The sequence below is a fragment of the Streptomyces sp. NPDC017991 genome, from assembly GCF_044328075.1.
Classification (GTDB): domain Bacteria; phylum Actinomycetota; class Actinomycetes; order Streptomycetales; family Streptomycetaceae; genus Streptomyces.
On the sequence record NZ_JBIRGP010000004.1, the window covers coordinates 439,978 to 453,884 of the forward strand.

The window sequence follows — 13,907 nt, forward strand, 5'->3', positions numbered from 1 at the left end:
TGAAACCAGCCACGAAACCCGCCATGAAGCCCGCGTTGAGATCTGCCACGAGATCCGCCATGAACCGAATCGACGACCGGTCGCTTCCGGTCCTGCTGCTCTGCGTCCAGGCCCTGGTGTGGCCCGGCGCCGCGCTCGTACGCGGGGCCGCGCCGGACGCGTCCGCGCTCCTGGTGGCGGTCCTGGTCGCCGGATCGGTGACCGCCGCGCTCGCCCTGCGCCGCGCCCGCCCGGTGGTCACCCTCGTCCTGGTCGCCGCCGCCTGCGCGTTGGGCGCCGGGCCGCTGCCCACCGGGGCGACGGCGGTACTCGGAACCGCGGGTGTCGGGCTGGCCCTGTTCACCGTGGCGGCCGAACGGGACACCTTCACCGTCGTGCTGTGCGTGACGGCGCTCGCCCTGTGGCAGTTGCTGCAGAACCTCAGCCTGCACGGACTCAGCGAACGCGACGGACTCGACCTCGTCCTGACCGCCCTGCTGTACGCCGTCACGTGCGGCGCCGGCCTGTTCGTACGGCGGGCCCGTCGTGCCCGGCTGGCGGCCGGGCAGTTGCTGGAGCGGGCCGAGGCCGAGCGGCACCGGCTTCCGGCCGTCGAACGGCGGCGTATGGAGAGGGAGTTGCACGACGTCAGTGCCCACCATCTGACGGCCGTGGTGGTCACGGCGGGGGCCGCGCTCGGGTTGCGCGAGCGGCGTCCCGAACTGGCCGGGGACGCGCTCGGGTTCGCGGTCGAGACCGGTCGTGAGGTCACCCGGGCGCTCGGTGCGGTACGGGCACCGGCGCCCTCGCGGGAGGATCTGCCCTCGCCGGAGGACCGGCTGCGGGAACTCGTCGCGGGCTTCCAGCGTCTCGGGCAGCCCGTGGACTGCGAGATCGACCCCCTGCCGGACGGCGCCGTCGCGGACGCGGTCTTCGGCATCGTGCGCGAGGCGCTGACCAACGTGGCCCGGCACGCGCCCGGCGCCCGGACCGTGGTGCGGTGCCGGTACGGCGACACGCGCACGGAGGCCGTGGTGACCAGTGCGGCGGTGCCCTCCGGTGCGGCGGCGGTGGCGCACGGGGCCGGTCTGGGCGGGGGGCGCGGCCAGGGGTTCCTGCGGGCCCGGGCGCGGGAGGCGGGCGGGACGCTGACCAGTGGGCCGACGGAGGAGGGCGGCTGGGAGGTACGGGCCGTGCTGCCCGGGCGGGTCGCCGGGCCGGTGGGGCGGGTCGTGCCGCGGAGCTATCGGGTGGCTCAGGTGGTGGCCGCCGCCGGGCTCGTTCTGCAGCCGTTGCTTCCCGTGCTGGTCATCCGGGAGGAGAGCGAGGCGCCGGGTGACGGGGGTGTGTCCGCGGGGCTGCTCTTCGCGCTGCTGGCGGCGGCGCAGGTGGTCGCGCTGTTGTGGCTGCGGCGGGCGCCGCGGGTTGCCTGGGGCGCGCTGTTCGGGCTGGCGCTTCTTTGGCCTGCGGCGATGCGGGTGGGGGAGTACGGGGGGCCGGTTCTTCTGCCGGTGGGGTTGAGCGTGCTGGTCACGTGTGCGGCGGTTTGGGCGGGGGCGTCGTCGTATGCCCGCGGGGCGGTGGGGGCTGGTCGCGCAGTTCCCCGCGCCCCTGAAAGCTCCGGGGCGGGGCGGGGCGTTGCCCGCGCGCGGGAGGGACGAAAGACTGCGCCGTTCCCCGCGCCCCTGAAGAGACAGGCGCGCGTTGCCCTCCGCGCCCCGTTCTCCGCGCGCCTCAAGACCAAAGATTGCGCCGTTCCCCGCGCCCCTGGGGGGCTGGAGGCCAAAGATTGCGCTGTTCCCCGCGCCCCTGTGGGGGTGGAGGCCAAAGATTGCGCTGTTCCCCGCGCCCCTGTGGGGGTGGAGGCGAAGGATTGCGCTGTTCCCGGCGCCCCTGTGGGGGTGGAGGCGAAGGATTGCGCCGTTCCCCGCGCCCCTGTGGGGGTGGAGGCCGGAGATTGCGCTGTTCCCCGTGGCCCTGTGGGGCTTGGGGTGGTTGCTGTGGGGGTGCATGGCGTGGGCGTCGTTCTTGCTGGGGTGGGGCAGTGGGCGGTGGGGGTTTGTGGTGTGGGTGGGGTGGGGGTTCTGGTGGGTGGGGCTCTCTGGGGTGGGCTGCTGCGGGGGCGGCGGGTAGGGCGTGCCCGGGGTGTGCGGGACGAGCGGCTGGCCGCCTGGACGGGGGAGGCCGTCCGGGACGCGTGGGCCGAGCGGCGCCGGATCGCGGCCGGGCTGGAGACCACCGTGCTGGCGCGCACCGCCGACATGGTCGCCGAGGCGGAGGCGGGCCACCTCGACGCGACCGCCGAACGCGCCCGCGAGGCCCTCGCCGCGATGCGCGCCCTCCTCGACACCGTCCGGGACGGGGAGGGAGGGGGAGAAGGGGAGCGGGAGCGGGGGGCCGAACTGCGGCCGCAACCGACCCTCCAAGCCCTCGATCTGCTTGCCCGGCAGTCCCGGGCCGGCGGCCGTGACGTCGAGATACGGGTGACCGGCCGCGTACCGGAGCGGCTGCCCACGGCGGTGGACCTGGCCGCGTACCACGCCGCCGAGACGGTGCTCGGGGCCGGCGGCGAGGAGACCGCGGTGCTGGAGTTCGACGTGGACGGGGATACCTTGACGCTCACGGCCACCGGGGTCCCCCGCGCCGCCCGCCCCGCCGTACGGGAACTGCTGGCGGCGCGTGCCGCCGCGCTCGGCGGCACCCTGGACACCGACCGGCCGGGCACGGTCGGGCTCCGGCTGCCACTCGCACCGGGTCCGCAGGAGGACGACGTCAGGTCGGCCGAGGAGAGGGAGCGATGAGCCTCAAGATACTGGTCGTCGACGATCAGGGCATCGTGCGGGCGGGGTTCGCCGCCGTGATCGACGCCGAGGAGGACATGACGGTCGTCGGTGAGGCCGCCGACGGCGCCGCCGCGGTACGCCTCGCCGCGGAACTGGCCCCCGACGTCGTCGTCATGGACGTCCGGATGCCCGTGCTCGACGGCATCGCCGCCACCCGCATCATCACCGGCCGCCAGGACGCGCCCCGGGTCCTGGTGCTGACCACCTTCGACCTCGACTCGTACGTCTTCGACGCGCTGCGGGCCGGAGCCTCCGGTTTCCTGCTCAAGGACGTGCACGCGGCCGAACTGCTGCAGGGCATCAGGGTGGTGGCCACCGGGGAGAGCGTGCTCGCCCCGTCCGCGACCCGCCGGCTCATCGGCCACTACGCGTCGGGAGCGGGCGCCGGGACACGGGCCGGGAGCGGGCCGAGCGCGCTGGACAGCCTCACCGGCAGTCAGCGCAACGTCCTCGCCCTGCTCGCGTCCGGACTCAACAACGCGGAGATCGCCGACGAACTCGGGATCACCGTCGGCACGGTCAAGTCCCACGTCAACGCGCTGCTGCGCAAGCTCGGCCTGCGGGACCGCGTCCAGGCGACGATCCTCGCGTACGACCTCGGGCTCGCCCGGCCGAATCCGCCCGGCACCGACCCCAGGAGTACGGCCCTGTGACCGGTAAGAGCCGCGGCTCCGGCCCGACCGCCTTCGCACGACGTCTGGGACACGCTCTCAAGGACGTCTTCGCCCTCGTCTATCTGGTGGTCTGTGCCGGCCTCGTCGTGTGGGCGTACGTGGTGAGCGCGAGCGACGGTTCGGACGGTTCCATGGCGGGTGTCATCCCGCTCCTCGCCACCGCCCCGGCCAGTCTCGTGCCGCTGATGCTGCTGCCGGACGCCGCCGCGATGTTCCTCGTCGCCGTCGCGTTCGGGGCGCTGGTCAACGCGCTCGTCATCGGCTGGTGCGCCCGCGCGCTGCGCCGTGGCCGCGGCCACTACGACTCGGTGTCCTGAACGCCGTTGCATTCCCCCCCCCGAATTCCCCGCGCCCCTGATGGGGGCGCGGGGAACTGCGCGGCCAGCCACCCACGGGCCGCACCCGGCGGTCGGCCCCCGGTAGGAGGGGTCACACCGGGACGCGGACCCGCTGGGACTCCGCCTCAGCCAGCCGCGTGGACCGGGTACGTGCACCGAAAGCGGCCAGCGCAACCGCCCCCACCAGCCACGTCCCCGCGATGAAGTAGAAGACGCTCCGATACCCGTGCCCGGTGTACAGCGCCGCCACGATCAGCGGACCCGCCGCGTTCGACAGCCGGCCCAGCCCGTAGGACACGCTCGTGCCCAACGACCGGGCCCGCGTGTCGAACAGCTCGGGCGAGTACGCGTACGCCAACGCCGTGTAGCCGCGCTCGAAGAGGTTCACGAGGAAGCCGAAGACGATGATGAGCACCGGGTTGAAGGTCAGCCCGTACAGCAGCCCGCACACCGCGATCACCGTGCCGAAGGCCACCAGGCACCACTTCCGTTCGAACCGGTCGGTGACCAGCGACGCCAGATAGCAGCCGAGCGGCGCTCCGACCGTCGTCAGTGCCACGTAGAAGACGGACTTCTCGACGCTGAACCCCTCCTTGGCCAGCAGGGTCGGCGCCCAGCTCGAATAGCCGAAGAAGCCGATGGTCTGCGTCATCCACAGGACGGACAGCAGCAGGGTCGGAAGCAGGTACTTCTTCCGCAGCAGCAGCCGCAGGGGCGCCTTCGTCGACGGCGTCTCGGCGATCGGCGGCGCGGGCTCGGGCAGCGGCCCCTTCTCCGCCACCACGTCCGCCTCGATCTCCGTCAGGACCGCGTCCGCCGCCGCGTGCTCGCCCCGGCTCTCCAGCCAGCGGGGCGACTCCTTGAGGCGGCCGGAGAAGAGGACGAGCAGGACACCCAGCGAACCCCACAGGTAGACCAGCCGCCACGACCAGTCGTTGAGCGGGACGACCACGCTGGCGATGAGGTTGGTGACGGGCGTGCCGCAGATGCCGATGGCGATGGCGTACGCCTGGTACTTGCCGCGGATCGCCGACGGGTACATCTCGTTGACGTAGACGACCCCCACGACGGTCATCGCCGACAGGCCCGCCGAGGTCAGGACGCGGAAGACGCCGAGCGAGACCAGGTCCCAGGAGAACACCGCCGCGAACGAGGAGACGCCGAAGAACAGCGTGGTCCAGACCAGGGCCCGTTTGCGGCCCCACCGGTCGGCTATGGACCCGGCGACGATCGCCCCGATGAACATGCCGACGAAGGACAGTGAGGTGACGTAGGCGACCTGGTCGACCGTCAGGCCCCACAGCTTGATCAGTTTCGGCGCGGTGGTGGCGAAGCTGTTGATGTCCGCGAACTCGAAGAAGTACGCGAAGGCGACGGCGAGCAGGGTGACCTTGTGGAACCGGGAGACCGGCAGCCTGTCCAGCCGGTTCAGCGCGTTGGAGTGCCGCATGTCAGAAGTCCTCGCCGGGCCAGTACAGGCCCATCGGGTTGGCGACCAGCAGCTTGTGCCGCTGCTCGGCCGTGACCGCCACGTGCGGTATGTGGTCGACGAGGAGACCGTCGTCCGGCATGTGGCCCGTGAGGTTGGGGTGCGGCCAGTCGGTGCCCCACAGCACCCGGTCGGGGAACTCCGCCACGACCCGGCGGGCGAAGGGGACGACGTCCGTGTAGGCGTGGCGCTCGCCGTGCAGGTCGCCGTGCAGTTCGTCGTGCCGTTCGCCGTGCAGGTCGCCGTGCAGGGCGGGCGGGCCCGTGACGGTGAGGCGCTCGGGGCAGCTCACCTTCACCCACACGTCGTTGTCCTCGACGAACCGCAGGAAGCGGGTGAACTGCGGGCCGTCCACCGGCCGCGTCACGTCCGGCCGTCCCATGTGGTCCACGACCAGCGGGACGGGCAGCGAACCGAAGAAGCCCTCAAGCTCCGGCAGGTCGACGCTCTCGAAGTAGAGGACGACGTGCCAGCCGAGCGGGGCGACCTTCTTGGCGATGGTGAGCAGGTCGTCGGCGGGCGAGGTGTCCACCAGACGGCGTACGAAGTTGAAGCGCACCCCGCGCACACCCGCCGCGTCCAGTGCGAGGAGTTCGCTCTCCGCGATGTCCGGGCGGACCGTCGCGATGCCGCGTGCCCTGCCGCCGGCCGACCGCACGGCGTCGGCCATGGCGCTGTTGTCCGCGCCGTGGCAGGTGGCCTGCACGATGACGTTGCGGGCCACCCCCAGGTGGTCGCGGAGCGCGAACAGGTCCTCCTTGCCGCCGTCGCAGGGCGTGTACTTGCGCTCCGGTGCGAAGGAGAACTCGGCCTGCGGGCCGAAGACATGGCAGTGCGTGTCGACCGTGCCCGGCGGCAGCCGGAAGGTGGGCTCGGACGGATTCTCGTACCAGTCCAGCCAGCCGGGGGTCTTGGGGGAGCCCAGGGATCCGCTCATGCGGGTCACCGCCCCTGTCGCTTCAGCAGGGCGTCCAGCCGCGGGTACACCGCGCGGGCGTTGTGCTCCTGGACCGCCGCCAGGTCGTCCGGGGAGAGGTCGGCGGCCTCGGCGTACCGGCGGGTGTCGTCGAAGTGGTGGCCGGTGCACGGGTCGATGTCGCGGACCGCGCCGATCATCTCCGAGGCGAAGAGGAGGTTGCGGGCCGGGATCACGTCGCACAGGAGGTCCGAGCCGGGCTGGTGGTAGACGCACGTGTCGAACCAGACGTTGCCCAGGACGTGTTCTTCGAGCGGCGGTTTGCCGAGTGCCATCGCCAGGCCCCGGAACCGGCCCCAGTGGTAGGGAACGGCCCCACCGCCGTGCGGGATGACGAAGCGCAGGGTCGGGAAGTCGGCGAACAGGTCACCCTGGACGAGCTGCATGAACGCCGTGGTGTCGGCGTTGAGGTAGTGCGCGCCGGTGGTGTGGAAGGCCGGGTTGACGCTCGTACTGACGTGGATCATCGCCGGGACGTCGTACTCGGCCAGCTTCTCGTAGAGCGGGTACCACGAGCGGTCGGTGAGCGGCGGGGAGGTCCAGTGGCCGCCCGACGGGTCGGGGTTCAGGTTCACCGCGACGGCGCCGTACTCCTCCACGCAGCGGGTGAGTTCCGGTACGCAGGTGGCGGGGTCGACGCCCGGCGACTGCGGGAGCATCGAGGCGGGCACGAAGCGCTCCGGGTACAACCGCGCGACCCGGAAGCAGAGTTCGTTGCAGATCGCGGCCCAGGCGGCGGAGGTAGCGAAGTCCCCGACGTGGTGGGCCATGAACGAGGCGCGCGGCGAGAAGACCGTGACGTCGATGCCGCGCTCGTCCATCAGCCGCAACTGGTTCGCCTCGATGCTCTCGCGCAGCTCGTCGTCGCCGATGCGCAGGTCCGCGCGGTCGGGGGCGGCCGACGGGTCGGTGAGGGCGGCGGTCTGCCGATCGCGCCAGGCCCCCAGGGCGGGAGGGGCGGTCGTGTAGTGACCGTGACAGTCGATGATCATGACGGCGTCCTTCGCAAGCCGAGCTGCTCTGCTGGGTGCCGTGCAGCCTCACCCGGGCCCGCGCCGCCGCACGAGAGGACCGAACACAGAACTAACGTCCCCTTAACACTCCGGGGGGCGCGGGGCCGGTGTGGTCTACATTCGGTTACGTGGCTACGGGGAGTGGCCGCGTTTCCCGTAGGGGTCGGAGTGGCCGAAGGAGGTGGACCGGGTGCAGGTACTGCTGGCCGAGGACGACGACGGCGTGGCCGCCGCGCTCGTCGAGGCGCTGTACGACCACGGGCATGTCACGCGGCGGGTCCGGTACGGCCGGGATGTACTCACCTACCACCGAAGCTCCGACCTGCTCCTTCTCGACCTGGGGCTGCCCGACACCGACGGCCTGGACGTGCTGCGCGCACTGCGGGCGGTGAGCGACCTGCCGGTGGTGGTGCTCACCGCGCGCGGCGACGAGCGGTCGGTGGTGCGCGGGCTGCGCCTCGGCGCCGACGACTACCTCGTCAAGCCGGTACGCCTCGCCGAACTGCTCGCCCGCATCGACACCGTCACCCGGCGTAACACCGCCAGGAACGCGCCCGCCGCTCCCGCCGTACGGACCGTCCGCGCCGCCGACGTCGAGGTGGAGCTGGACGCGCGCCGGGTCCGGGTCGACGGGGCGGAGGTCGAGCTGACCACCAAGGAGTTCGACATCCTCGCCGTGCTGGCCGGGCGCGCGGGTACGGCCGTCAGCCGTGAGCAGCTGCTCGACGAGGTGTGGGGCGACGCCCATCACGGTGTGTCCCGCTCCCTGGACGTCCACCTCACCCAGCTGCGCGCCAAGCTGCGCCGCCCCGAGCTGCTCACGACCATCCGGGGCTTCGGCTACCGCTTCGGGGACGACCAGGACAGCCGGGACGACCAGGGCAGCCGGGACAGCCGGGACAGCCGGGGCAGCCGGGACAGCCGGGACAGCCGGGATCCTCGGGGCTGAGGGGCCGACGCGTGCGCACGAGGGTCCAGGCCGCACTGCTGCTGTTCGTCGTCATCACGGTGGCCGCCTTCGCCGTACCGCTGCTGCTGTTCACCGCGTCCGACCGCACCCAGCAACTGGTCCTCGCCCGCAGCGCCGACCTCGACCGTTTCGCGGCCCTCATGGACCAGGCCGCGGCGACCGGCGACACCTCGGCCGTCGCCGCCGAGGCCCGGCGCTACACCGAGCTGTACGGCGAACCACTCGTCGTCACCGACACGCGCCGCAGGACCGTCGTCCAGACCGGCGGTATGCGGGCCGCCGACCCCGCCGTCGCCGAACTGCTCGACGCGGCGCTGCGCAACCAGACCGAACATCCCTCGGGGGCGCTGCGCCCCTGGTCACGGGGGTACCGGATGTTCGCCGAGCCCGCCGGTACCGGGACCCGCGTCTCCGGGGCCGTCGTGCTGCGGGCCTCGGTGGGCACCGCCGCGGACGAGATCACCCGGCGCTGGGCCGCCGTCCTCGCCGGGGCCGCGCTGGTCGCCGTCGCCTGCGCGGTCCTCGCGCGGGCCGCGACGGGGTGGGTGGTCAGCCCGCTGCGCCGGCTCGACCGGGCGGTGGGCCAGCTCGCCGCCGGACTCCCGCCGGAACAGACCCGGGCGGGCGGCCCGCCCGAACTGCGCCAGCTCGCCATCGGCTTCAACCGCATGGCGCGTACCGTCACGGCGGCCCTGGAGCAGCAGCGCAGGCTCGTCGCCGACACGTCCCACCAGATGCGCAACCCGATGGCGGCGCTCCGGCTGCGGGTCGACGCCCTGCAGACACACCTGGCCCTGTCGGGCGAGCGCACGTACACCGGGGTCACCACCGAACTCGACCGGCTGGAGACCCTCCTCGACGACCTGCTCGCCCTCGCCACCGCCGAACACCGGGCCGGGGAACTGACGGTGACCGACGGCTCGGGCGTCCGCTGCGACGCCGTGGCGGTGGCGGCCGACCGGTACCGCCTGTGGGAACCGGTCGCCGAACGCGCCGGAGCCCGGCTGACCCTCACCTCGGCCGCGCCCCCGGTCCCGGTCGCCTGCACGGACCGCGAACTCGCCCAGATCGCGGACATCCTCCTGGACAACGCCATCAAGTACGCGGGCGAGGGCGCCGAGATCTCCCTCGACTGCGCCACCGGGGCCGGGGGCGAGTCCGGGTCCGGGTCCGGCGTCGCCGTCCTCACGGTGACGGACGACGGCCCCGGCCTCGGTACGGACGAACTCGCCCTGGCCACCACGCGTTTCTGGCGCTCGGGCCGCCGGCCCGAGAACCGCACGGCGGGTACGGGCCTGGGCCTCGCCATCGCCGAACAGCTTCTGGCGGGCCGGGGCGGCCGACTGGAACTGACGGCGGCGAGCCCGCGCGGGCTGCGGGTGCGGGCGGTGGTGCCGCGCGCGGTGCCGGGTGGAGCGGGCGGTACCGGCGGCCGGGGCGAGCCGGGTGATGCCCGGTGAACCGCCCCCGCCCCCGCCCCGACTCCCTCGACCGCCGCCCCTTCGACCGCCGAACCCTCGACCGCCGCACCCTCCTCCACGCTGCCCTGGGCACGGCGGCCGTCGCCGTTCTCGGTGGTGCGCTCACCGCCGACGCCTCCGGGCAGCGCCCCGGGCCGAGCGGTGTGCTGCGCATCGCGACCGGTGAACCGACCGCCTTCTACGAGGCGTTCGGCCGCCTCCTCACCGCGGAACTGGAGTCGGCGTACCCCCGGCTGAACTGCCGCGTCCGCACCACCGCGGGCAGCCTCACCAACATCGGGCTGCTCCGCGACCGCCGCGCCGACCTCGGACTCGTCCTCACCGACACGGCGCTGGCCGCCCAGGGCACCGACCTCTTCCCGCGACCGGTGCCCCTGCGCGCGATCGGCCGCGTGTACGAGACCTACCTGCAGTTCGTCGTGCGCGCCGACTCCCCGGTACGCGAGGTGGCCGACCTGGCCGGACACCCTGTCTCGCTCGGCGCGACCGGGTCGGGCGCGGCCGTGCTCGGCGCCCGGATCCTGCACGCCGCGGGCCTCACCCCGGGCACCGATGTGCCCGTGCTCCATCTCCCGCTGGCCGACGCGGCCGAGGCGATGCGGGCGGGCACGGTCGACGCGCTGATCGTCGCGGGCGGTGTACCTCTGCCCGCGCTGTCCGACCTCGACGAACGGCCGGGGCTGCGGTTCCTGCCGCTGGCCGGGCTGCTGCCCCGGCTGGGCGGGCGCGCCGGCCGGGCCGGTTCCGGTCTGGAGGAGGTGTCCCTGCCGCAGGGCGCGTACCGGTCGGCGGGCGGGGTCGCGACCATCGGGGTGTCCAACCTGCTGGTGTGCCGCCCCGATCTGCCGCACGCCGTCGCCGAGGCACTGACCCGCCTGCTGGTCCTGCGGGCGAGCGCCCTCGTGCCGGACAACGCGGTCGGCACCCAGTTCCTCGACGTCGGCAGCCTGATCGGCACGGGCGGTATCGCGCTGCACCCCGGGGCGGCGGAGGCGTACCGGGCGCTGCACGGCTGAGCCGCGACCTCCCCGCCCCGGCTTCGGCGGGCGCCGGGCATTAACCCGGTCACCTTTGTCACTGGCATGCCATACGCTGCGTCTTCGGCCGCCTGTACGCACCGTCGACGGTGCGAGGGGAACACGCGGCCGGTCCAAGCACGCCCGGCGAGTACCGGGCTTCTTTGTGGGGGGTCACATCACTGTGCGCAGGCGCAGCATGTCGATCGCGACGACACTCGCGGTCGTCCTCAGTTCCGCGGCTCTGGCCGCGGGCACAGCGGGTCCGGCGTCGGCCGACTCCGCGAAGGTTCTACCGGTGGCGTCCGTGGGGGACATCGTCGTGGACGGCGCCCACCGGCGCGTGTACGTCTCCGATCCCACCGGCGGCAAGATCGTCGTCACCGACTACACGGGTGCCGTACGGGCCACCCTGGCCGGGCTCTCCGGCGTGAGCGGCCTCGCGCTGTCCGCCGACTCCGGGCAGGTGTACGCGGCCGTCAAGAACGGCAACCGCATCGTCTCGGTGGAGACCGGAACGTACACGCAGACCGCCAGTTACCCGGTGGGCGCGGCCCCCGGCGACCTGGAGGTGGTGGACGGGCGGATCTGGTTCGCCCACGGCACCGACTTCGGCTCGCTCGACGTCTCGGGCGCCGAGCCCGTCGTGCACCTCGCCCAGCGCGGGGACGTCGGCTTCTCCGGCGCCTACGGCATGTTCCTGGCCTCCGACCCGGCCGTCCCCGGTGTCCTGGCGGTCGGCAACGGGGGTGACCTCGCCGTGTACGACGTGTCCGCCGACGGGGCCGCGCTGCGGGTCAAGGGCGGCATGGACACCGCGGTGCGGCAGATCGATCTGACGCCCGACGGCGGCCAGGTCCTCACCTCGTGGGGCGACCCGGAGTACGGCTACGGCATCGGTGCCTACGCGGCCACCGACCTGGCCGAGCAGCCCGGTTACCCCATCGACGCCTACCCGAACGCGGTGCGGGTCGCGCCCGACGGCAGCGTCGCGGGCGGCAGCGACTCCTGGTACGACCCGGACGTCCACATCCACCGGCCGGGCGACCAGACACCGGTGCGGGAGTACGACTTCCCCAACACCGGCAACAGCAGCGGCGCCGACACCCTCGTGGACGGGGCGCTCGCCTGGGCGCCGGACGCGAGCCAGGTCTTCGCGGTCTCCGTGAACACCTACGGCACGTACACGCTGCGCGGCCTGTCCGACCCGACCAAGGAGCTGCCCGCCCTCAAGGTGTCGGCCCCCGCCACGTCGGACCGCGCCAAGAAGCTCACCGTCACCGGCAGGCTGACCTCGAAGTCGGCGCTCCCGGCGGGCACCTCCCTGAGCGTGACCCGTACGGACGTCGAGTCCCCGGGCGGCAAGGCGCTGGCCGCCGTCAAGACGAAGGCGGACGGCAGCTTCTCCTTCGCGGACACCCCGCCCGCCGGCGGCAAGGTCACCTACAAGGTGTCCTACGCGGGCGACGCCACGCACGGCGCCGTCTCCGGCTCCGACGCGGTGGAGGTCTCCCGCAAGGCGACCACGCTGACGCTCAACAACAACGGCAAGCTGTACTCGTACGGCAAGGACGTCTCCTTCACCGCGCACCTCGGGACGACGTACAAGAACCGTACGGTCGCGATCTACGCGGACCCCTTCGGCTCCGACAAGCCGAAGAAGCTGCTGAAGACGGCCAAGGTCAACTCCAGTGGCAACCTGTCGGCGACCGTCGACATGACCCGTGACACCACGGTCACCGCGGTCTTCACCGGCGACGCCCGCTACGCCTCCAAGACCGTGAAGTCGACGGCGTACGCCAAGGCGAAGGTCTCCACCACCGTCTCCAAGCACTACAGGACGGCGAAGATCGGCTCCACGACGTACCAGTGGTTCCGCAAGAACACCGACCCGAAGTTCACCACCACGATGAACTACTACGCGGGCCGCGAGCAGCGTTTCCAGGTCCAGGTGTACTACCAGGGCTCCTGGTACGACTCGGGCTCCGAGTACTTCGCGGTCGGCACCAACGGCAAGTCCGTCGTGACCCTGGAGGCGCCGGGCGAGTCCGGCATCCGGGCCCGCGTCCGCTCGTCGTACATCAACGGTTCCTCCGGCGACACGGTCAACTCCACGACCCACGGCGCCTGGAAGTACATCACCTTCACCAACTAGTGCCGCGGCACTGGTGAGTGGGTCCGACGCCTGGCCGTGTCGATCGACCGGCCGGTCAGGCGTCGGGCAGTGACGCCGCCAGGTGTTCCCACGCCGTGTGCACGTCCTCGCCGACCATCCCGAACTGCGTGACGACCGCGACACAGCGCCCGTCCCCGTCGTCGAGTTCGAGCGCCGAGGTCGGGCCGTGCGCGGCCGTCGAGCGCACGAGACGGCAGGCCCGGACGCCCGCGAGGTCGATCTCCACCGAGCTCTCCGCGACCGCCGCGAACACCCGCCCGCCGACGGTCCGGTCGGTGACGTGCACCCGGCCGCCGCACGCCTGCATCGCCCCCGGGCCGAACACCGCGACGCCGACCGGCAGCCCGACGGAGCAGACGTGGTCGAGCACCGCGGGCACGACATCGATCCCGATCGCCCGGTGCTCCCCGCGGTAGCGGTGGAAGGCCGCGCGCCGTGCGGCCCCGCCGTCCGCCAACACCGCGTCGAGCTGGGCCAGTTGGTCGCCGTTCTCCCATGCCGGTACCCCGGACGCGGTGGACGGTCCGGCCGCCGGAAGCCCCGGGGCGACCGTGCGGGCGAGTCCGGCCAGCAGGCGGTCCCCCTCGGAGAGCAGCCGCCCCTGGTGCACGGTCCGGCCGTCCGCGTCGAGCAGGCTCAGGGCGACCGTGCCGGTGTCCTCGTCCCGCGCGACCACCGCCGAGGCGATCCCGTCGCCGTCGACACGCAGGGCGATCGAGCCCGGGTGGACGGCGAACGCCTCGCCGAGCAGGCTCGGTACCGCGTAGCTGCCCGCCTGTTCGATGCGGGCGACCGGCCCGCCGGTGATCGCCTGGACGTACTGGAAGAGTGTCAGGCAGCGGGCCAGTTCCGGCATCCGCGCGTCGATCAGCCGCACACTGCTGTTCCGTCTGCCGCAGCACCCCTCGAACGCGCACTGCCCGTGCCCGTAGGGGTTGTCGTGGTCCGTCAT

General features: G+C 73.0%; 11 protein-coding genes. 7 read left to right on the forward strand and 4 right to left on the reverse strand.

Translation table 11 applies throughout. The features are described 5' to 3' along the window. Window positions 1-59: 59 nt before the first annotated feature. Genes ACH4DZ_RS14715 through ACH4DZ_RS14725 form a run of 3 tightly spaced genes read left to right on the forward strand, consistent with a single transcriptional unit; the run spans window position 60 to window position 3,813 of the window. Window positions 60-2,780, forward strand: coding sequence for a sensor histidine kinase (locus ACH4DZ_RS14715; protein WP_398287434.1), 2,721 nt, complete (start codon window positions 60-62; stop codon window positions 2,778-2,780). Beyond that, on the forward strand, window positions 2,777-3,475 hold the full coding sequence (locus ACH4DZ_RS14720) for a response regulator (RefSeq protein ID WP_398287435.1): 699 nt from the start codon (window positions 2,777-2,779) through the stop codon (window positions 3,473-3,475). Before ACH4DZ_RS14715 ends, ACH4DZ_RS14720 begins: the two co-directional genes overlap by 4 nt. After that, window positions 3,472-3,813, forward strand: a complete 342-nt coding sequence (locus tag ACH4DZ_RS14725; protein ID WP_398287436.1) for an SCO4225 family membrane protein — start codon at window positions 3,472-3,474, stop codon at window positions 3,811-3,813. The genes ACH4DZ_RS14720 and ACH4DZ_RS14725 overlap by 4 nt, the downstream gene beginning before the upstream one ends. 112 nt (window positions 3,814-3,925) lie before the next feature. Here ACH4DZ_RS14725 and ACH4DZ_RS14730 read toward each other — a convergent pair whose 3' ends face one another. The 3 genes from ACH4DZ_RS14730 to ACH4DZ_RS14740 are packed head-to-tail and all read right to left on the reverse strand — an operon-like array spanning window position 3,926 to window position 7,291. Then, complete coding sequence (locus tag ACH4DZ_RS14730; RefSeq protein ID WP_398287437.1) at window positions 3,926-5,284, reverse strand: MFS transporter; 1,359 nt, start codon at window positions 5,282-5,284, stop codon at window positions 3,926-3,928. Between the two features lies 1 nt (window position 5,285). Continuing rightward, window positions 5,286-6,260 carry an amidohydrolase family protein gene (locus ACH4DZ_RS14735; protein WP_398287438.1) on the reverse strand — a complete coding sequence of 325 codons (975 nt, stop codon included), beginning with the start codon at window positions 6,258-6,260 and terminating at the stop codon, window positions 5,286-5,288. A 5-nt stretch (window positions 6,261-6,265) separates the two neighbouring features. Then, the gene (locus ACH4DZ_RS14740) at window positions 6,266-7,291 is read right to left on the reverse strand and encodes an amidohydrolase family protein (RefSeq protein WP_398287439.1); all 1,026 of its coding nucleotides are present in this window, start codon (window positions 7,289-7,291) and stop codon (window positions 6,266-6,268) included. Window positions 7,292-7,502: 211 nt separating this feature from the next. Between ACH4DZ_RS14740 and ACH4DZ_RS14745 the strand changes: the two genes are divergently transcribed. The 4 genes from ACH4DZ_RS14745 to ACH4DZ_RS14760 all read left to right on the forward strand — a co-directional run bounded on the left by ACH4DZ_RS14745 (window position 7,503) and on the right by ACH4DZ_RS14760 (window position 12,934). Continuing rightward, the gene (locus ACH4DZ_RS14745) at window positions 7,503-8,261 is read left to right on the forward strand and encodes a response regulator transcription factor (protein ID WP_398287440.1); all 759 of its coding nucleotides are present in this window, start codon (window positions 7,503-7,505) and stop codon (window positions 8,259-8,261) included. 11 nt (window positions 8,262-8,272) lie between these two features. Beyond that, window positions 8,273-9,742 carry a sensor histidine kinase gene (locus ACH4DZ_RS14750; RefSeq protein ID WP_398287441.1) on the forward strand — a complete coding sequence of 490 codons (1,470 nt, stop codon included), beginning with the start codon at window positions 8,273-8,275 and terminating at the stop codon, window positions 9,740-9,742. Then, entirely contained in the window at window positions 9,739-10,779 is a 1,041-nt protein-coding gene (locus tag ACH4DZ_RS14755) for a TAXI family TRAP transporter solute-binding subunit (protein WP_398287442.1), read from the forward strand. Before ACH4DZ_RS14750 ends, ACH4DZ_RS14755 begins: the two co-directional genes overlap by 4 nt. Before the next feature lie 199 nt (window positions 10,780-10,978). Continuing rightward, entirely contained in the window at window positions 10,979-12,934 is a 1,956-nt protein-coding gene (locus ACH4DZ_RS14760; RefSeq protein WP_398287443.1) for a YncE family protein, read from the forward strand. Window positions 12,935-12,989: 55 nt separating this feature from the next. Here the strand turns inward: ACH4DZ_RS14760 and ACH4DZ_RS14765 are convergent, their stop codons facing one another. Continuing rightward, window positions 12,990-13,907 carry a hypothetical protein gene (locus tag ACH4DZ_RS14765; RefSeq protein ID WP_398287444.1) on the reverse strand — a complete coding sequence of 306 codons (918 nt, stop codon included), beginning with the start codon at window positions 13,905-13,907 and terminating at the stop codon, window positions 12,990-12,992.